The 19028-nt window shown below is 64.9% G+C and carries 19 protein-coding genes; 5 read left to right on the top strand and 14 right to left on the bottom strand.

Annotated features, from left to right (window positions below; all coding sequences use genetic code 11):
- Window positions 1-120: 120 nt before the first annotated feature.
- Window positions 121-1317 carry an RluA family pseudouridine synthase gene (locus tag CO675_RS28380; protein ID WP_097675093.1) on the bottom strand — a complete coding sequence of 399 codons (1197 nt, stop codon included), beginning with the start codon at window positions 1315-1317 and terminating at the stop codon, window positions 121-123.
- Between the two features lie 131 nt (window positions 1318-1448).
- On the opposite strand from CO675_RS28380, the gene CO675_RS28375 reads away from it, so the two are divergent.
- Window positions 1449-2390: an alpha/beta hydrolase gene (locus tag CO675_RS28375; protein ID WP_245452963.1), complete on the top strand. Its 942-nt coding sequence runs from the start codon at window positions 1449-1451 to the stop codon at window positions 2388-2390.
- Between the two features lie 264 nt (window positions 2391-2654).
- On the opposite strand, the gene CO675_RS28370 is transcribed toward CO675_RS28375, so the two are convergent.
- Both CO675_RS28370 and CO675_RS28365 read right to left on the bottom strand, forming a co-directional pair.
- Window positions 2655-3989: a replication-associated recombination protein A gene (locus CO675_RS28370; RefSeq protein WP_097675091.1), complete on the bottom strand. Its 1335-nt coding sequence runs from the start codon at window positions 3987-3989 to the stop codon at window positions 2655-2657.
- On the bottom strand, window positions 3986-5344 hold the full coding sequence (locus CO675_RS28365) for a DegQ family serine endoprotease (RefSeq protein WP_097675090.1): 1359 nt from the start codon (window positions 5342-5344) through the stop codon (window positions 3986-3988). The genes CO675_RS28370 and CO675_RS28365 overlap by 4 nt, the downstream gene beginning before the upstream one ends.
- Before the next feature lie 345 nt (window positions 5345-5689).
- Here CO675_RS28365 and CO675_RS28360 point away from each other — a divergent pair, with 345 nt between their 5' ends.
- Entirely contained in the window at window positions 5690-7288 is a 1599-nt protein-coding gene (locus CO675_RS28360; protein ID WP_097675089.1) for an OprO/OprP family phosphate-selective porin, read from the top strand.
- 301 nt (window positions 7289-7589) lie between these two features.
- Here the strand turns inward: CO675_RS28360 and CO675_RS28355 are convergent, their stop codons facing one another.
- Window positions 7590-7967 (bottom strand): winged helix-turn-helix transcriptional regulator, encoded by a 378-nt coding sequence (locus tag CO675_RS28355; protein WP_021081638.1) that lies wholly within the window; start codon window positions 7965-7967, stop codon window positions 7590-7592.
- A 118-nt stretch (window positions 7968-8085) separates the two neighbouring features.
- Between CO675_RS28355 and CO675_RS28350 the strand changes: the two genes are divergently transcribed.
- The 3 genes from CO675_RS28350 to CO675_RS28340 all read left to right on the top strand — a co-directional run bounded on the left by CO675_RS28350 (window position 8086) and on the right by CO675_RS28340 (window position 11612).
- Window positions 8086-9099 carry a zinc-binding alcohol dehydrogenase family protein gene (locus CO675_RS28350; protein WP_097675088.1) on the top strand — a complete coding sequence of 338 codons (1014 nt, stop codon included), beginning with the start codon at window positions 8086-8088 and terminating at the stop codon, window positions 9097-9099.
- A 284-nt stretch (window positions 9100-9383) separates the two neighbouring features.
- Entirely contained in the window at window positions 9384-10463 is a 1080-nt protein-coding gene (locus CO675_RS28345; RefSeq protein ID WP_097675087.1) for a phosphotransferase, read from the top strand.
- 21 nt (window positions 10464-10484) lie between these two features.
- Window positions 10485-11612, top strand: coding sequence for an Rv3169 family protein (locus CO675_RS28340; RefSeq protein ID WP_097675086.1), 1128 nt, complete (start codon window positions 10485-10487; stop codon window positions 11610-11612).
- On the opposite strand, the gene CO675_RS28335 is transcribed toward CO675_RS28340, so the two are convergent.
- From CO675_RS28335 to rpmD, 10 genes are all read right to left on the bottom strand, one after another.
- Window positions 11609-11905 (bottom strand): DUF1330 domain-containing protein, encoded by a 297-nt coding sequence (locus CO675_RS28335; protein WP_097675085.1) that lies wholly within the window; start codon window positions 11903-11905, stop codon window positions 11609-11611. The two genes, CO675_RS28340 and CO675_RS28335, sit on opposite strands and share 4 nt — an antisense overlap.
- A gap of 6 nt (window positions 11906-11911) precedes the next feature.
- Window positions 11912-12706 (bottom strand): SDR family NAD(P)-dependent oxidoreductase, encoded by a 795-nt coding sequence (locus tag CO675_RS28330; protein WP_097675084.1) that lies wholly within the window; start codon window positions 12704-12706, stop codon window positions 11912-11914.
- Window positions 12707-12997: 291 nt separating this feature from the next.
- Complete coding sequence (rplQ, locus tag CO675_RS28325; protein ID WP_097675083.1) at window positions 12998-13414, bottom strand: 50S ribosomal protein L17; 417 nt, start codon at window positions 13412-13414, stop codon at window positions 12998-13000.
- Window positions 13415-13620: 206 nt separating this feature from the next.
- A complete protein-coding gene (locus tag CO675_RS28320) occupies window positions 13621-14652 on the bottom strand; it encodes a DNA-directed RNA polymerase subunit alpha (protein WP_097675082.1) in 1032 nt (343 codons plus the stop codon).
- 118 nt (window positions 14653-14770) lie between these two features.
- Window positions 14771-15160 carry a 30S ribosomal protein S11 gene (rpsK, locus tag CO675_RS28315; protein ID WP_006021048.1) on the bottom strand — a complete coding sequence of 130 codons (390 nt, stop codon included), beginning with the start codon at window positions 15158-15160 and terminating at the stop codon, window positions 14771-14773.
- Between the two features lie 114 nt (window positions 15161-15274).
- Complete coding sequence (gene rpsM, locus CO675_RS28310) at window positions 15275-15643, bottom strand: 30S ribosomal protein S13 (RefSeq protein ID WP_050420404.1); 369 nt, start codon at window positions 15641-15643, stop codon at window positions 15275-15277.
- Window positions 15644-15834: 191 nt separating this feature from the next.
- On the bottom strand, window positions 15835-16761 hold the full coding sequence (locus CO675_RS28305; RefSeq protein ID WP_097675081.1) for an adenylate kinase: 927 nt from the start codon (window positions 16759-16761) through the stop codon (window positions 15835-15837).
- A gap of 71 nt (window positions 16762-16832) precedes the next feature.
- Window positions 16833-18167 carry a preprotein translocase subunit SecY gene (gene secY / locus CO675_RS28300; RefSeq protein ID WP_021081647.1) on the bottom strand — a complete coding sequence of 445 codons (1335 nt, stop codon included), beginning with the start codon at window positions 18165-18167 and terminating at the stop codon, window positions 16833-16835.
- A gap of 159 nt (window positions 18168-18326) precedes the next feature.
- Window positions 18327-18812, bottom strand: a complete 486-nt coding sequence (gene rplO, locus CO675_RS28295) for a 50S ribosomal protein L15 (RefSeq protein WP_076858257.1) — start codon at window positions 18810-18812, stop codon at window positions 18327-18329.
- A gap of 21 nt (window positions 18813-18833) precedes the next feature.
- The gene (gene rpmD, locus CO675_RS28290) at window positions 18834-19025 is read right to left on the bottom strand and encodes a 50S ribosomal protein L30 (RefSeq protein WP_092114985.1); all 192 of its coding nucleotides are present in this window, start codon (window positions 19023-19025) and stop codon (window positions 18834-18836) included.
- Window positions 19026-19028 lie beyond the last annotated feature (3 nt).

Below are 19028 nucleotides of genomic sequence, written 5' to 3'. Positions count from 1 at the left end.
GACAGCCTCTTTGATGGGTGCTGCCGGCGGTGCCCGGCGCGCGGCAACATAGCCGCGGCGCGATGAGCCGCTTTGATCGTTCTTGCTGTCCGCGACGGAATCGGGCGGCAATGTCCGCCGTCACTCCTCGGGCGCGTTCTCGATCGGGTCGAAGCGATCGGCCTCGAGCCCGAGCAGATTCCAGGATTGCAGCATATGCGGCGGCAGCGGCGCCGTCGCATCGATCACGCCGCCGCGCGGGTGCGGAATCACGATACGGCGGGCGAGCAGATGCAGCCGGTTCTGCAGGCCGCCCGGCAGCTGCCAGTTTTCCTTGTTGAAGTACTTGGGATCGCCGACGATCGCGTGATCGATATGCGCCATGTGGGCGCGCAATTGATGGGTGCGGCCGGTCACCGGCTTCAGCGACACCCAGGCGAGCTTCGTCGCCGAGGTCTCGACCACGGCATAGTAGGTCACTGCATGGCTGGCGCCCTCGTCGCCATGCGCCGCAATCCGCATGATGCTGTCCTCCTCGCTCTCCTCCTTGGCGAGATAGGTCGAGATGCGGCCCTGCTTCGGCTTCGGCACACCGGCAACCAGCGCCCAATAGATCTTGCGCGCGGAGCGATGACGGAACGAGCCGGTCAACGCGGTCGCGGCGAAGCGCGTCTTGGCGATCAAGAGGCAGCCCGAGGTTTCGCGATCGAGCCGATGCACCAGCCGCGGCTTCTGGCCCTTGGCGTCGCGCATCACCTCCAGCATGTCGTCGACATTGCGCGTGATGCCGGAGCCGCCCTGAACCGCCAGACCTGCGGGCTTGTTCAGCACCATCACGTCGGCGTCCTCGAACAGGGTCATGTCCTTGAGGTCCTGGAGGGTCTTCTTGGCCGCTTCAGACAGGCTGGCTGCGGCCTTCGGCGTATCGAGCCGCAGCGGCGGAATACGGACGCTCTGCCCTTCTTCCAGCCGGTCCTTGCTGTCCGCGCGCTTGCCGTTGACGCGCAACTCGCCCTTCCGAACGATGCGCTGGATGTGGGAAAACGACAGGCCGGGGAAACGCGCCTCGAGAAAGCGGTCGACGCGCATGTTGTCCTCGTCCGCCGTCACCACCACGGTCTGCACCTTGGTCGGCAGCGGCGGTTCGGCGACGCTCTTTTCGGGCTCGGGCGGCACGAATGGCTTGGGCGCCCGCTGCTTGTCGCCGAGGCGCACCGCGGCCGACTTGCCGCCCGCACGATGCGCCGGCCCCCGCTCGGCGGCTGGGCCGCGATGGGGACGCGCACCTTTGGCGCGATCACTCGCTGGGCGGAGAGGTCTCTTGACGCGGCGGCTCATGGGGTTGCAACTCCGAAGTTAAGCCCGTGGGTAGCGCAAATGCCGCGAATCGTCACGGCGAAAACGGTACAAATCCGGCGCAACATCGGCCATGTTCGGCCGCACGCGGCAAAATCGAGGAGAGCCCTGGAATGAGACTGGCGGTATCGGCTATGGCGGCGGCCCTGATCATGTCAGGCCCCGCGCTGGCCCAGCAGAGCCCGATGCCGGAAGATCTGGCCTGGAAGCTGCTGGAACTCGGCCGCGTCATCGACCCGCCCAAGACGGCCGAGCTCTACGCACCGCTGCAGCAGAAGGAGCCCTATCAGGGCGTCAAGGTCGAGCGCGACGTCAAGTATGGGCCCGCCGACCGCCATCTGCTCGACGTCTTCACGCCGGACACCGCGGCGGCGGCGCCCCGGCCGGTGCTGATCTACATCCACGGCGGCGGCTTCATTGCCGGCAGCAAGCGCAACCCCGGCAGCCCGTTCTACGACAACGTCATGCTGTGGGCGACCAAGAGCGGCTTCGTCGGCGTCAATGCCACCTATCGCCTGGCGCCGGCCTTTCCGTGGCCGGCAGGCGCTGAAGACATGGGCGCGATCGTGCAGTGGATCGCGGACAACATCGCGAGCCGCGGCGGCGACCCCCGGCGCATCTTCCTGATGGGCCAGTCGGCCGGCGCGGTCCATGTCGCGAGCTATGTCTCTCACAGCGAATTCCACAAGGTGAAGGGCGGCGGCCTTGCCGGCGCGATCATGGTGTCGGGCATCTACGACCTGACGGCTTCGCCCGCCGGCGATGCCGAGCTCGCCTATTACGGCTCCGACCCGTCGCGCTATGCCGAACGCTCCTCGTTGCAAGGCCTGCTCGCGAGCCCGATCCCGTTCCTGACCACCGCGGCCGAGCTCGATCCGCCGCGCTTCGTCGAGCAGTTCGAACTGTTGAAGCAGGCCAGCTGCAAGCGGCCGAGCGGCTGTGCCCGCAGCTTCATGCTGCCGCAGCACAGCCACATCTCGGAGGTCTATGCGATCAACACCGCGGACACACGGCTGACGGACGAGATCCTGGAGTTCGTGAAGAGCGTCAAGTGACGCACTGGAGCAATGTGAAGTCATGGGCCGTCGCAACGGGCGCTGCCAAAATATCGAAAACAACCCCATGCACAGTAGCGGTGACGGCCGACGTTCGACCAGGCAACTTGACACGTCGGGCAACTCAGGGATACATTTCTAATATTCCGAAGTTGTGCGAATTGCATATGGCATTTGCGGGCTTCTGCAACTGACGCTCCCACGCCGCAGGCGGAAACAAGAACGCGCGCGTTGTTCGCAGCCGCAGTCCAATCTCGTCTTGCGCTAGCTCCCGCCCCGCTCCTTGCGCAGCCTGTTCCAGTAATCCAGCCGCTTGCGGATCTCGCGTTCGAAGCCGCGGTCGGGCGGATCGTAGAAGGTCTGGCGTCCCAGTGCTTCCGGGAAATAGTCCTGGCCGGAGAACGCGTCGGGCGCGTCGTGATCGTATTGATAGCCGGAGCCGTAGCCTTCCGACTTCATCAATTTCGTCGGCGAATTCAGGATGTGCTTCGGCGGCAGCAGCGAGCCGCCCTGCTTTGCGGTCTGCATCGCGGCGCCGAACGCCGTGTACACCGCGTTCGATTTCGGCGCGGTGGCGAGATAGACCACGGCCTGCGCAATCGCGAGTTCGCCCTCCGGCGAGCCCAGGAAGTCATAGGCATCCTTGGCTGCGTTGCACACCGCCAGCGCCTGCGGATCGGCGAGACCGATGTCCTCGACGGCCATGCGCACCACGCGCCGCGCCAGGAACAGCGGATCCTCGCCGGCATCGAGCATGCGCGCGAGATAATACAGCGCCGCATCCGGATCGGAGCCGCGCACCGATTTATGCAGCGCCGAGATCAGGTTGTAGTGGCCATCGGCCGACTTGTCGTAGATCGGTGCACGGCGTTGCAGGATGGCCTGCAACTGCTCGGCGTTGAACACCTCGCCCTTGCGCGCGGCGCGCCAGACCTCTTCGGCCAATGTCAGCGAGGCGCGGCCGTCGCCGTCGGCCATCCGCACCAGCACGGCGCGCGCTTCCGCATCGAGCGGCAGGGCCTTGCCCTCGATCTTCTCGGCATTGGCAAACAGCCGTTCGATCGCAGCCGTATCGAGCGAGTGAAACACCAGCACGCGAGCCCGCGACAGAAGCGCCGCGTTGAGCTCGAACGACGGGTTCTCAGTGGTGGCGCCGACCAGCACCACGGTGCCGTCCTCCATGACAGGCAGGAAGGAATCCTGCTGCGCGCGGTTGAACCTGTGCACCTCGTCGACGAACAGCAGCGTGCCCTTGCCGGTCTCGCGCCGGGCACGCGCGGCATCGAACGCCTTCTTCAGGTCGGCGACGCCGGAGAACACCGCGGAGATCTGCTCGAAATGCAGCTCGGTGGCGTCGGCCAGAAGCCGCGCCACCGTGGTCTTGCCGGTGCCGGGCGGCCCCCAGAACACCAGCGAGCCCAGCGTGCGCGTCTCCAGCATGCGGGTCAGCGCGCCGTCGGGACCGAGGATGTGATCCTGGCCGACGACGTCGGCCAGCGTGCGCGGGCGCAGCCGGTCCGGCAGCGGGTGTGGCGCGTCCTGCTCCATCCCCGCCGCGGCAAAGAGATTGCTGGCTTCGTGCGGTCTCTTTGGGCTCATCCGCCGAGCGTCACGTTGATCTGCTGGCCGCCGCGCACCAGCGTGATGCGCCAGATCCGCGACCCCGCCTTCGATACCTTGTCGAGGTCGCTGGTGCGGACGATCTTCTCATTGTTGACGGCGAGAATGATGTCGCCCTTCTGGAAGCCGACATTGGCTGCGGTGCCGTCATCGGCGAGATCGGTGACGACGACGCCCTCCGCGCCGGCGTCCAGATGCAGCTCATCGGCCAGCGCCGGCGAGATGTTGGCGACCTTGGCGCCCTGGAACGGCGAACGCGCGGTCAGCACGATCTCGTCGCGGTTGGTATCGGGCGCGGTCTCCAGCGGCACGGTGAGCTTCACCGGCTTGCCGGCGCGCTGCACCTCGATCTCGGCGCTGCCGCCGAGCGGACGGGTCGCGAAGCGGTAGTCGAACGCGTTGGGATCGTCGATCGGCGTGCCGTCGATCCCGACGATCAGATCGGACAGTTTGAGCCCGGCCTTCGCCGCCGGGCTGTTGGGCGCGACATTGGCGACCAGCGCGCCGGTCGGCAGCTTCAGCCCAAGCGTCTCGGCGATCTCCGGCGTCACGGCCTGCAGCCGCGCGCCGAGCCATGGCCGCTTCACCGCCTTGCCGCCGCTCTTGGCGGAGGCCACCACCACGCGCACCATGTTGGCGGGGATCGCAAAGCCGATGCCCTGCGAGCCGCCGGAGCGCGAGAAGATCGCGGTATTGATGCCGGCGAGCCGGCCGGTCATGTCGACCAGCGCGCCGCCCGAATTGCCGGGATTGATCGCCGCGTCGGTCTGAATAAAGAATTGATAATCCGTGATCCCGACTTGAGTGCGCGCCAGGGCCGAGATGATGCCGTGCGTCACGGTCTGGCCGACGCCGAATGGATTGCCGATCGCCAGCACGACGTCGCCGACCTGCAGTTGGTCCGAATTGGCGAAGTCGAGCGTCGCGAACTTCTCCTTGTTGGTGCCCTTCAGCCGCAGCACCGCGAGGTCGGTGCGGCTGTCCTTCAGCACGATCTCAGCCTCGTATTCGCGCTTGTCGGCGAGCGAGACCTTCACCTGGTCGGCGCCCTCGATCACGTGATTGTTTGTGACCACGAGGCCGGAGCCGTCGACCATCACGCCGGAGCCGAGCGAGCGCTGCATCTGCTCGGGCTGCTGCCCTGGGACGCCGAAGAAGCGGCGGAAGATCGGATCGTCCAGGAACGGATTGCGGTTCTGCACGGTCTTGGCGGCATAGACGTTGACCACCGCCGGCTGCACCCGCTGCACGATCGGCGCATAGGACAGCTGCAACTCGGCCTGCGAGGACGGCACACGGCGATCCTGAGCCGCGGCCGGGGACAGATTCCCCATGAAAGCCAATGTGCACAGAGCGGATATGGCAGCGAAGCGGACGGGTCGGAGCATTCTCACCTCTCGTGGAAACGCCGGAATATAGGCGTGTTCGCCGGGCAATTGAAGGGCGCCGGGGCGGATAACTGGCCCCCCGCCGGACCGGTGCAAAACCGGCCGCAGCCGCGTTGAAGCGCGCCACCGAGCTTCTATGATGACTGTCATCTCACTGCGCCGCTTCGCTTGTTGCCTGCGGACAACAAGCGGAACTGCGATGCCTCGAAGCGCTGTCGTGCGTCAGTCACGATCAACTCCTAGGACGTTTTGGTGAGTGAGTGGGGAATTCAAACACAACAGGGGTGCACAATGGGCGCGATAAAAGTTGGTGCAATCGCCATAGGGCTTGCAGGGGCGCTCGCCGCCTCGCCGGCCTATTCGCAATCGGCCGGAGGCGGCAGCGACGCGGAGATCGCGCTGCTGAAGCAGCAGCTGAAGATGCTCGAGCAGAAGCTCGACAAGCTGCAGAAGCAGACCAATGCCAATACCGCGACCGCAGCCAGCGCAAATGCCAACGCGAAGGCGGCGGATGCGAAGGCCGCGCGGGTCGCAAGCGCCAACGCCGCGATCCCGGTCAAGGGCCCGATCGCGCCGTCCGGCGTCGTGGTGACGATGCCGAACAACCGGCCGACGATTTGCACTGCGGACGAACAGAACTGCGTCGCGATCACGAGCCGCGTGCACTGGGATGTCGGCGGCTACGACTATCGTCCGAACACCGCAGCCACCTCGCCGCAGAAGCTCGACAGCGGCGAGAACCTCCGCCGCGCCCGCATCGGCATCATCGGCAAATTCTTCGGCGACTGGAATTACGCGCTGGTCTACGACTTCGGCGGCTCGTCCGACGGCTTCGGCGGCGCGGCTGCGGGATCGCTGCCGGGCGGCGGCACCGCCGGCGTCGAGAATGCCTATCTGAGCTACACCGGCTTCAGGCCGTTCGGCGGCAAGATGGCCATCGAAGGCGGCATCATGGACATCCCGTGGACGCTGGACGAATCCACCAGCTCCAACGATATCCTGTTCATGGAGCGCGCCACGGTCGGCATCATCGCACAGAACATCGCGGCCGGAGACTTCCGGTCGGGCGCCGGCACCCGCTGGTGGAACGACCAGCTCTGGATCGGCGGCTATGTCACCGGACCGACGACGGGTGCAATTCACTCTGCGTCCTCAGTCACACCGGCCGGCACCTCCGAGCAGTATGGCGGCGTCATCCGTGTCGCCGGCAATCCGATCAGCGGCAAGGACTATTCGGTGCATATCGGCGCCGATGCGGAATGGCTGGTGCAGCCGCCGCGCAACCAGCTGACGCAGGCGCAGACGCTCACGCTGAACGACCGGCCCGAGCTGCGCATCGACCCGACGACATTGATCTCGACCGGTGCGATCGCCAACGTCTCGGGCGCGCAGGTCTACGGCGTCGAGGCGGCGGCGACCTATGGCTCGTTCATCGCACAGGGCGAGTACTATTGGTTCAATGTCGACCGTTCTGCGAACACCGGGCTGCCGCCGTTCGGCGCACCGAGCCTGAAATTCGACGGCGGTTACGCTCAGGTCGGCTACGTGCTGACCGGCGAGAACCACGCCTACAATCCGGCCACGGCCTCCTACGGCGGTATCAAGCCGCACGATCCGTTCTCGCTTGCCGGCGGCGGCATCGGCGCGTGGGAAGTCGCCGGCCGCGTCAGCACGATGAACCTCAACGACCAGGTCGGCCAGGCCGTCGGCGTCGCCGGCGGACGGCAGACCGTCTACACCGCCGCGCTGAACTGGTACGTCAACAACAACGTCCGCTTCATGCTGAACTACCTGCACGGCGACGTGGCCAAGCAGGCCTCGGCAACCTCGCCTGCGGATACCGGCTCGAAGTTCGACGCGGTCGCGCTGCGCACACAGGTTGCGTTCTGAGGCGATCTGAGCAGCGCCGATAACAATGGCCGGGAGCGACACGCCGCTCCCGGCTTTTCATCGTTATGAAGTGCGTGGGAACATCGAAACGTAGCGGCACCGGAACTGCGTTCCCTCTCCCGCTTGCGGGGGAGGGCCAGGGTGGGGGCTCTCTCCGCGAGTCACGTTGTGGAAAGAGCGCCCACCCGCATCGCATGAAATGCGATGCGACCTAAGAGCGAGCTTCGCTCGTCTCGACCCCGCAAGCGGGAGAGGTGCAGCGGAGTTTGCCGCGTGACCGATTCAAGCGAACCTGATGCTTTCAAGCCGCGCGCTTTTTCTTCACGACGACTTCCGGCGCCGGCGCGCAGGACAGCCGCTCCTGATGGCCCTCGCCCCAGGCTTTCAAGATATCGATCACCGGGCGCAGGCTCTCGCCGAGTTCGGAGAGCGTGTATTCGACCCGCGGCGGCACCTCGGCATAGACCTTGCGGATCACGAGGCCATCGTCCTCCAGCGCGCGCAGCTGCTTGGTCAGCATGCGCTGGGTGATGCCGGGCATCCGCCGCCGCAGCTCGCCGAAGCGCTGGGTGCCGGCCTGCAAATGATACAGGATCACGCCCTTCCATTTGCCATCGATCAAATCGAGCGCCGCCTCGACCGCACAGCCCGGCCGGCGCGCGAAATTCTTCCGTTTCATCGGGTATTTTCCCAATAGTATACAAACAGGGACTAGTTCCCTGTTTTTACAGTACTTGCCAAATGGACGCCAGCGCGACAGTTAGACGGCAGGCAATCGTCCACCACGGAGACCAGCCATGAAGGCCGTCGGATACCAAAAATCGCTGCCGATCGAGGCGGCGGATTCGCTCGTCGATTTCGAGATCGCCAAGCCCGAACCGAAGGGGCACGACATCCGCGTCGCGGTGAAGGCGATCTCGGCCAACCCGGTCGACTACAAGGTGCGCAAGCGCGCGGCGCCGACCGACGGCGGCTACAAGATCCTCGGCTTCGATGCGGCCGGCGTGGTCGACGCCGTCGGGCCCGACGTCTCGCTCTTCAAGCCGGGTGACGAAGTGTTCTACGCGGGCTCCATCCTGCGCCAGGGCACCAATTCGGAATTTCATCTGGTCGACGAGCGCATCGTCGGCAGCAAGCCCACCGCGCTGTCCTTCGCGCAGGCCGCCGCCCTGCCCCTGACCTCGATCACCGCCTGGGAGCTGCTGTTCGACCGCCTCGGCGCGGTGCCGGGCAAGAGCCTCGATCCGCGCACGCTGCTGATCACCGGCGGCGCCGGCGGCGTCGGCTCGATCCTGATCCAGCTCGCGCGCCGCCTCACCGGGCTGACGGTGGTCGCGACCGCGACGCGGCCGGAGTCTGCGAAGTGGTGCCGCGATCTCGGTGCGCATGCGGTGATCGATCACTCGCAGCCGATGAAGGAGCAGATCGAGAGCTTGAAGCTGCCGCCGGTTGGCCTCGTCGCCAGCCTCACCTTCACCGACCAGCACTACAAGTCGATCGCCGACTTCATCGCACCGCAGGGCAAGTTCGGCCTGATCGACGATCCCGCCGAATTCAACGTCGCCGCGTTCAAGGGCAAGGCGGTGTCGGTGCACTGGGAATCGATGTTCACGCGCTCCTCGTTCCAGACGCCCGACATGATCGCGCAGCATCATCTGCTCAACGACGTCGCCGACCTGATCGACAAGGGCGTGCTGCGCACCACGCTCGACCAGACCTTCGGCACCATCAACGCCGCCAACCTCAAGCGCGCCCATGCGCTGCTGGAAAGCGGCAAGTCGCGCGGCAAGATCGTGCTGGAAGGCTGGTAGGACTCGTTGCGTAGGGTGGATTAGCCGACGACGTCCACCGTAGCTCAACGAGCGAAGGCGGAAGGCGTAATCCACCACGCCACGCGCAAGAACGGCGGGTTACGCTGACGCTAACCCGCCCTACGCGCCTACGGAACTCCCGAGATATCCCCACAGGCGGCGCATGGCTTTTGCCAAAGCCAGCATCGCCTGTATGCTTTGCGCAACGATCACCCCGCCCTCAATCCGGTCGCGCGAGACGCGGTCCGAACGGTGGTGACGCCCACGGGGATGGGAGGAAACTGATGAGTTTGCTCACGGCCGATCCGTCGCGGATCGATCCGGAGTGGATGACACGGGCGCTGCGTGAAGCCGGCATGATCGACCAGGTCAGGGTCGTCGATCTCGCCTGCAAGCCAGTCGGCAATGGCCTCGTCGGCGACAGCTATCGATTTCATCTGACCTATGACGGCGACGAACCGAACGCGCCCGCAAGCGTGGTCGGCAAATTCCCGGCCGCGGATCCCGACAGCCGCCGCTCCGGTTCCGCGCACACGCTCTATGTCCGCGAGGTCGCGTTCTATCGCGAGCTGGCGGCGACCGTCGATATTCACACCCCGCGGCCGATCCTCGCCGAAATCGATCCGGCGACCGACGACTTCACACTGATCCTGGAGGATCTGGCGCCCGCGCGCCCGGGAGACCAGCTCGCCGGATGCGCGATCGCCGACAGCCTGACGGCGATGCGTGAGGCCGCCGCGCTGCATGCGCCGCGATGGAACGATCCGACGCTCGATGCGGTGCAATGCTTCGCGGTTGCCGCGAGCCGGCGCCGAGACCTTCGCGCGGTGCTGCCCGGCATCATCGGTCTCTACAAGGAACGGTATCACGGCGTGATCGAGCCGGAATTCCTCGATCTGATCGACCGGCTTCCGGACGCGATCCCGCGCTACCAGTCCGATCGATCGGTGCCGCGAACGCTGCAGCATGCGGATTTCCGGCTCGACAACATGCTGTTCGACGTGCGCGGCAACACCCGTCCGATGGCCACGCTGGACTGGCAGACGATGACGATGGGACCGGGCATCGTCGACGTCGCCTATTTCCTGTCGGCCGGCATCGATCCGTCCGAACGGCGGCTACATGAAGCCGATCTGGTGCGGTTCTATCACTCGGAGCTGATCCGGCGCGGCGTGCGCGACTATGGCTGGGATGAATGCTGGCGGGATTACCGGCGCTACACGCTACACGGCATCATGATGGGCGTCGTCTCCGCGCTCAGCGTCCAGCGTTCCGAGCGCGGTGACGCGCTGTTCCTGAAAATGACCCGTGGCGCCTGCGCGCAAGCGCTGGACCACGACAGTTTCTCATACTGGCAGGATTGAGGGCTAGCGAAAGGGATCGGCGTGCTCAACAAACTGGACGACTTCCCCATCCACCAGACGCCGGAACCGATCGCGGTTCCCTCGACCAGCGACCGCAATGTCTATGACCGCACCTGGTTCAACGGCTACACCGCGGACGGCGCGTATTATTTCGGGATCGGCATTGCGATCTACCCGCACCGCAAGATCCTCGATTGCGCCTTCAGCGTCGTGGAGCGCGGCGGACGGCAGCATTGCTTCTACGGTTCGCGGCGGGCGCCGCTCGAGCGCACCGAGATGCAGGTCGGCCCGTTCAGGCTCGAGGTCATCGAGCCGATGCTGCGGACCCGAATCGTGCTCGACGACAATGCGACGGGCCTTTCCTGCGACCTGACCTTCTCCGCGCGCACCGCTGCGATCCAGGAAGCGCGCCAGACGCTCTGGTCGGGCGACCGCCGCGCGATGGATTCGACCCGGTTCGACCAGTTCGGCCGCTGGAGCGGCGTCGTGCGTCACCCCGATGGCGAGATCAAGGTCGACGATCGCACCTGCTACGCCACCAAGGATCGCTCCTGGGGCGTTCGCAATGTCGGCGAACGCGATGTGGGCGGCGCGCCGATGCCGCTGCCGAGCGTGTTCTTCCTCTGGGCGCCGCTGGTCTGGGACGACCACATCTCGCACGCCATCTTCTTCGACGGCACGCGCGGCGAGGCGCTGGTCCGCGAGGGCATCACCGCGCCGCTCTACCGAAGCGAGGCCGAGATCCCGGGCGTCGTCGACGGGCTCGACCGCCGCATGGCGACCGCGCGGCACCGCGTCAGATACGTGCCGAGCACGCGGCTGGCGCAGTCGGCCGAAATCGACCTGGTCGACATCGACGGCCACACCTCGACCATCGCACTCGACCCGATCCTCAAATTCCAGATGAAGGGCCTCGGCTACGGTCATCCGCAATGGGGCCAGGGCATGTGGAAGGGCGAGCTCGAGATCGGCGGCGAGTCGTTCGATCCCTTGACGCTCGACCCGCTGGCCCGCGAGAACGTGCACGTGCAACAGGTGGTGCGCGCCCGCCAAGGCGACCGGACGGGAATTGGCGTCCTCGAGCAGATATGCTTCGGCCCCTATCACCCGTCAGGCTTCAGCGAGTTCCTCGACGGGGCCAAAGCCTAGCTCGGCAGAATGCCCTCGACGAAGATCAGCCGGCGCTCCAGCCCGGTCCGCCGATGCTTGAGTGCCGCGGCATATTCCGGTGAGGCGTACCACTCACGTAGACGTGCCATGGACGGAAACTCGACGATGACAATGGCGTTCGGCGCCGGAGCGCCCTCCACCACTTCAGCTGCGCCGCCGCGCACGAGATAGCGCCCGCCATACTGTTCGATGGTCTTCGCCGCCTGCGCGCGATAGGCCTCGAACGCGGCGGCGTCGCGCATCTCGACCTCCGAGATCACATAGGCGGACATGCGGCCTCACGCGATCGTATTGACGATGCCGCCCTCGGCGCGCAGCGCGGCGCCATTGGTTGCCGAGGCCTGCTTGGAGCAGACATAGACCACGAGATTGGCGATCTCCTCGGTGCTGGCAAAGCGCTGCAGCAGCGAGGTCGGCCGGTGCTGCTTGACGAAGTTGGAGGCCGCCTCCTCGACCGACTGGCCGTTCTGCTTGGCGAGATCCTTGACGAAGGTCTCGACTCCCTCGGACATGGTCGGTCCGGGCAGCACGGAGTTGACCGTGACGGCGGTGCCCTTGGTCAGCTCCGCGAGCCCGCGCGCGATCGCAAGCTGCGCGGTCTTGGTCGTGCCGTAGTGAATCATCTCGGTCGGGATGTTGAGGCCGGATTCCGAGGAGATGAAGACGATGCGGCCCCAATTGCGCTTCAGCATGCCCTGCATGTAGCCGCGCGACAGCCGCACGCCCGACATCACGTTGACCTCGAAGAAGCGGCTCCAGTCCTCGTCCGGAATATCGAAGAAGCCCTTCGGCTCGAAGATGCCGGCATTGTTGACGAGGATGTCGACCTCGGGCAACGCCGCGAGCAGCGCCTTGCATCCGGCCGATGTCGAGACGTCGGCGGCGATGCCGCGGACCTTGGCGCCCGGCACCGCCTTGGCGATCGCGGCCATCGCGGCATCGACCTTGGCCTGGCTACGGCCGTTGATGACGACCTCCGCGCCGGTCTCCGCCAGCCCCTTTGCAATGGCGTTGCCGATGCCCGCGGTCGAGCCGGTCACCAGCGCAGTCTTTCCGGAAAGGTCGATTTTCATCTGTCATCTCCATTGATGTCGATGGATATCGGGCGCGGCATGATGCACCGCAATTGTGTCTCACCGATGCGTGAGGACGACAGTACACAGACGACGTCGTCCTGGCGCAAGCCAGGACCCATTACCACCGCAGGTGATCGCGAGAAGGACTTGAGCCCCAGCGTCGCGCAACAATTGAGATTTGAGGTAATGGGTCCTGGCTTTCGCCAGGACGACGGGGATGGAGCGTGGCCGCCAAATAAAAACGGCGCCCGAAGGCGCCGTTTTCGAAATCCGTGCGGAGAGACCGGCTTATGCCGCCTCGGCTTCCTTGTCCTGGGTCGGACCGGAGTCCTGGCCCTTGGCATCGACGTCGCGGTCGACGAACTCGATCACGGCCATCGCCGCGTTGTCGCCGTAGCGGAAGCCGGCCTTGATGATGCGGGTGTAGCCGCCCTGGCGGTCCTTGTAGCGGGTCGCCAGCGTGTCGAACAGCTTCTTGACCTGGTCGAGGTCGCGCAACTCCGAAATCGCCTGGCGGCGCAGGGCGAGACCGCCCTTCTTGCCGAGGGTGACGAGCTTCTCGACGATCGGCCGCAGCTCCTTGGCCTTCGGCAGCGTGGTGACGATCTGCTCGTGCTTGATCAGCGCGGCCGCCATGTTGGCGAACATCGCACGCCGGTGCTCGGCGGTGCGGTTGAGCTTCCGATGAACCTTGCCGTGACGCATTGTCTATTCCTTACTTTGTAATCTGCCGCGACGGTTCGTCGGACATGTTGCTCAGGTGGGCTGCCTGCGTTCGCCCACAAAAGCGCGATCTCGCGCTTTTGCTACTTTGTTTGGCGCGATCCTGGTCGGAAAACCGCTGCGCACTTTTCCGGGATCGTGCCGTAGAATCATGGCCGGGAGAGCCCGGCCATGATGATTGAATCGGATCAGTAGTGATCCTCGAAGCGCTTGGCGAGCTCGTCGATGTTCTCCGGCGGCCAGCCCGGCACTTCCATGCCGAGGTGCAGACCCATCTGGGCCAGCACTTCCTTGATCTCGTTCAGCGACTTGCGGCCGAAGTTCGGGGTGCGGAGCATTTCCGCTTCCGACTTCTGCACGAGGTCGCCGATGTAGACGATGTTGTCGTTCTTCAGGCAGTTTGCCGAACGCACCGACAGTTCGAGCTCGTCGACCTTCTTGAGGAACGCCGGGTTGAACGCGAGATCGGGGATGATCTCCTGCGTGACTTCCTTGCGCGGCTCTTCGAAGTTGACGAACACGTTGAGCTGATCCTGCAGGATGCGCGCGGCATAGGCCACCGCGTCCTCCGGCGTGATCGCGCCGTTGGTCTCGATCGTCATGGTCAGCTTGTCGTAGTCGAGGATCTGGCCCTCACGGGTGTTCTCGACCTTGTAGGAGACCTTACGGACCGGCGAGAACAGGCTGTCGACCGGGATCAGGCCGATCGGCGCATCCTCAGGCCGGTTGCGCTCGGCGGCGACATAGCCCTTGCCGGTCGTGACCGTGAATTCCATGCGGATCTCGGCGCCGTCGTCCAGCGTGCAGAGCTGCAGGTCAGGGTTGAGCACGGTGACGTCGCCGACGGTCTGAATGTCGCCGGCGGTGACGGCGCCCGGGCCCTGCTTCTTCACGACCATGCGCTTCGGGCCTTCGCCCTGCATCTTGATCGAGATGTCCTTGATGTTGAGCACCATGTCGGTGACGTCTTCACGGACACCGGCGATCGAGGAGAACTCGTGCAGCACGCCGTCGATATGCACCGACTGCACCGCCGCGCCCTGCAGCGAGGACAGCAGGATGCGGCGCAGCGCGTTGCCGAGCGTCTGGCCGAAGCCGCGCTCGAGCGGCTCGGCGACCACGGTGGCGAACCGGCTCGCGTCCGAGCCCGGCGTCACCTGCAGCTTGTTCGGTCGAATGAGTTCTTGCCAATTTTTCTGGATCGTCACTTGTTCACCCATGTGCCAGTCGTTGGGCCCGTCGAATGGCCGAACCTGGCGTTGGAGATCGCGGAACAGTCCGCGCGGTCAATTCCAAAAACCATCGCAGGGCGGCTAGCAGCCGCCCGCGATTTACAGATCAAACGCGCCGACGCTTGCGCGGACGGCAGCCATTGTGCGGGATCGTGGTCACGTCGCGGATCGAGGTGACGGTGAAGCCCGCAGCCTGCAGCGCACGGAGCGCCGACTCACGGCCCGAACCCGGGCCGGCCACTTCAACCTCCAGCGTACGCATGCCGTGTTCCTGCGCCTTCTTGGAGACGTCTTCGGCCGCGACCTGCGCGGCATAGGGGGTCGACTTGCGCGAGCCCTTGAAGCCCATGGTGCCGGCCGACGACCAGGCGATGGTGTTGCCCTGCGCGTCGGTGATGGTGATGGTCGTGTTGTTGAACGACGAATTCACGTGCGCGATGCCGGAGGCGATGTTCTTGCGTTCGCGGCGACGTACGCGGGTGGCTTCCTTGCCCATTTCAAACCTTTCCTGTGATCTCAACGCCGCCGTAGTGCCAGCGGCTACACCTCAAAACGCAAATGGCGAGTAGCGAAATTCGATTCGCTACCCCCCACCTGCAATTCGCAAAACTTACTTCTTCTTGCCGGCGATCGCCTTGGCCGGACCCTTGCGCGTGCGCGCATTGGTGTGGGTGCGCTGGCCGCGCACCGGCAGACCACGGCGATGACGCAGGCCGCGATAGCAGCCGAGGTCCATCAGCCGCTTGATGTTGATGCCGACCTCACGACGGAGGTCGCCCTCGACCAGATAGTCGCGGTCGATCACTTCGCGGATCTGCAGGACTTCCTGGTCGGTCAACTGGTTGACGCGACGGTCCACCGGGATCTTGACCTTCTCGATGATGTCGGCCGCGTTCTTCTGGCCGATACCATGGATGTACTGAAGCGCGATCAGGACGCGCTTGTTGGTAGGAATGTTGACGCCGGCAATACGGGCCACGGACTTCTCTCCTGTCGCCGCTCCATCACGGATACGGGCTTCTCAAGTTCTTGCTCTCTGCGGGCTTGTGTCCACAAACGCGAACACGACGCCCTTCCCCTCATGTCCTTCGGGGCCCGGCATCGTCATAAAACTATCCAACTTGGATGCGGGGCTTATTAAAGGATTCATGTCGGTTTCGTCAACCGCTCCTAGCGTTTAGCTCGCTTTTTCGTGAGCTTTTTTGCTGCCTTTTTGGCCGCTTTTGCCCCCTTCCGGGCATTCGCGGCACGGGCGGCCTGCTTTGCGGCCTTCTTCACGGTCTTCCTGGTCGGCTGCTTCGCAGCCTTCTTGGTAGCTTTCTTGGCAGCTTTGGCCTTGGAGACCGGCTTTGAGGCCGACTTGGCGGCCTTCCGGGCCGGTTTGGCGGCCTTTTTTGCCGATTCGGCAGCTTTCTTCGTCGCCGTCTTCGCGGTCTTCTTGGCCGTCCTGGACGCCTTCGAGGCGCTCTTTGAAGCTCCCTTGGGCTCCTCGTGCTCCTTCGGTTCCAGCGCGCCGAGCGCAGTCAGGATCCGGTTGATCTCGCGGGTGACGTGCTCGATGGTCATCATGCCATCGACCGTCAGAAGCTTCCGCCGCTCCGAATAATAGTGAATCAGCGGTTCCGTCAGCGAACGATACTGCGCGAGGCGCTTGGTCAGCACTTCCGGCGTATCGTCCAGGCGAACTTCCTCGCCGCGCGCGCGGGTTTCCTCGGCACGCTTCTCGACGCGGGCGAGCAGCGCGCTCTCGTTGACGCGCAGCTCAACGACGGCGTCGAGCTTGAGGTGCTTTTTCCGGAGCAGTTCGTCGAGCGCCTCCGCCTGCGGCACCGTGCGCGGGAAGCCGTCGAGAATGAAGCCCTTCTTGGCGTCAGGCTCCTCGATCCGGTCAGCGATGATTCCCACCACGACCTCGTCGGGCACCAGACCGCCATTGGCCATGATCTCCTTGGCCTGCAAGCCGACCGGGGTGCCCGCGGCAACCGCTGCGCGCAGCATCTCGCCGGTCGAGAGCTGAACGATGCCATGCCGGTGCACCAGCCGCTGCGCCTGGGTTCCCTTGCCCGAGCCCGGCGGCCCCAAAAGGATCAATCTCATATCTGTTTCGCCCCCCGGCTAGGTGGGCGACGTCCGCACACCTGTGTTTTGAGTTTGAAGCCGCGCCGCGATCAGCGGCGGCGGCCTCCCCTGAGCTTCGACTTCCTGATCAACCCTTCATACTGATGCGCGAGCAGATAGCCCTGCACCTGCGACACCGTATCCATCGTCACGCTGACGACGATCAGGAGCGAAGTGCCGCCAAAGTAGAACGGGACCGAGGCGTAGGAAATCAGAATTTCAGGAATCAGGCAGACGATCGCGAGATAGATCGCACCGAGCACCGTGATGCGCGACAGCACGTAGTCGATGTATTCGGCGGTGCGCTCACCGGGCCGGATGCCCGGGATGAAGCCGCCATGCTTCTTCAGATTGTCCGCGGTCTCGGTCGGGTTGAACACGATCGCGGTGTAGAAGAAGGCGAAGAACACGATCAGCGCCAGATACATCAGCAGGAACAGCGGGCGGCCGTGGCTGAGCTGGGTGGTGAGCCACTGGAACCACTCCGGCCCCTTGCCGGCGTTGAAGTTCGCGACCGTGGTCGGCAGCAGCAGCAGCGACGAGGCGAAGATCGGCGGAATCACGCCCGAGGTGTTGAGCTTGAGCGGCAGATGCGAGGACTGGCCCTCGAACATCTTGTTGCCGACCTGGCGCTTCGGATACTGGATCAGCAGGCGGCGCTGCGCGCGCTCCATGAACACGATGAAGGCGATCACGGCGACCGCCATCACGATGACGATCAGGATCAGGCCGGTCGACATCGCGCCCTGGCGGCCGAGCTCCAGCATGTTGGCGAGTGCCGACGGCAGCTCGGCGACGATGCCGGACAGGATGATGAGCGAGATACCGTTGCCGATGCCGCGCGAGGTAATCTGCTCGCCGAGCCACATCAGGAACATGGTGCCGCCGGTCAGCGTGATCGCGGTCGAGATCCGGAAGAACATGCCGGGGTCGCTGACGACATTACCGGCGCCTTCGAGGCCGATCGCGATGCCGTAGGACTGGAACAGCGCCAGGATCACCGTCAGATAGCGGGTGTACTGGTTCAGCGTCTTGCGGCCCGCCTCGCCTTCCTTCTTGAGCGCCTCGAGCTGCGGCGACACGGTGGTCAAGAGCTGGACGATGATCGATGCCGAAATGTACGGCATGATGTTCAGCGCGAAGATCGCCATGCGGTGGATGCCGCCGCCGGCGAACATGTTGAACATGCCGAGGATGCCGCCGGACTGGCTGCGGAACACCTGCTCCCAAATGTTGGGGTCGATGCCCGGCAGCGGGATGTAGGTGCCCAGCCGATAAACAAGCAGCGCACCCAGGGTGAACCAGATGCGCTTCTTCAGCTCGTCGGCTTTCGCCAGCTGTCCGAAATTGAGGTTTGCGGCAAGTTGTTCGGCTGCTGAGACCATGTTCGGCTTTCTCCCGGAGCCCGCTTCGCCGACGCCCCCAAGGAACCAGTCCTCTCGGGGCCGTCGGCAGACACCGGACATTATCTGGTGCTCGGCCTCGATAAGTCCATCATTCGATCTGCGGATTGCCCGCGCAGGCCGCGGGCAATGACGCAGATGTTACGCCGCCTCGCCTTCGTCCTTGGCGGGAGCCAGGATCTTGACCGAGCCGCCGGCCTTCTCGACCGCAGCAATAGCCGACTTGGAAGCGCCGTGCGCCTCGATGGTCAGCTTGGTCTTGATCTCGCCGCGGCCGAGCAGCCGCAGGCCGTCCTTGGCGCGGCGCAGCACGCCGGCCTTCACCAGCGTTTCGACGGTCACCGTCGCGCTCGCATCGACCAGCTTGTTGTCAATCGCTTCCTGCAGACGGTCGAGATTGATCTCGGCGAAGTCGAGCCGGAAGATGTTGTTGAAGCCGCGCTTCGGCAGACGGCGATGCATCGGCATCTGGCCGCCTTCGAAACCCTTGATGCGGACGCCCGAACGCGCGGTCTGGCCCTTGCCGCCGCGGCCCGAGGTCTTGCCCTTGCCGGAACCGATGCCACGGCCGACACGCATGCGCTTCTTGCGCGAGCCGGCGTTGTCGGCGATATCGCTGAGCTTCATCGCCCTTCTCCTTATCTCTGCTTACTCGCCGACGACGCGGACGAGATGCTGAACTTTGCTGATCATGCCGCGAACTTCAGGGGTATCCTGCAGCTCGGCAACCCGGCCGATCTTGTTGAGCTTGAGGCCGATCAGCGTCGAACGCTGCGAGTGATGGCGGCGGATTGCGCTGCCGATCTGCTCGACCTTGATGGTCTTGCTGGCCTGGGCCATGAC

Source organism: Bradyrhizobium sp. C9 (genome assembly GCF_002532045.1).
GTDB lineage: Bacteria > Pseudomonadota > Alphaproteobacteria > Rhizobiales > Xanthobacteraceae > Bradyrhizobium.
This window is presented reverse-complemented; position numbering and strand designations above follow the sequence as displayed.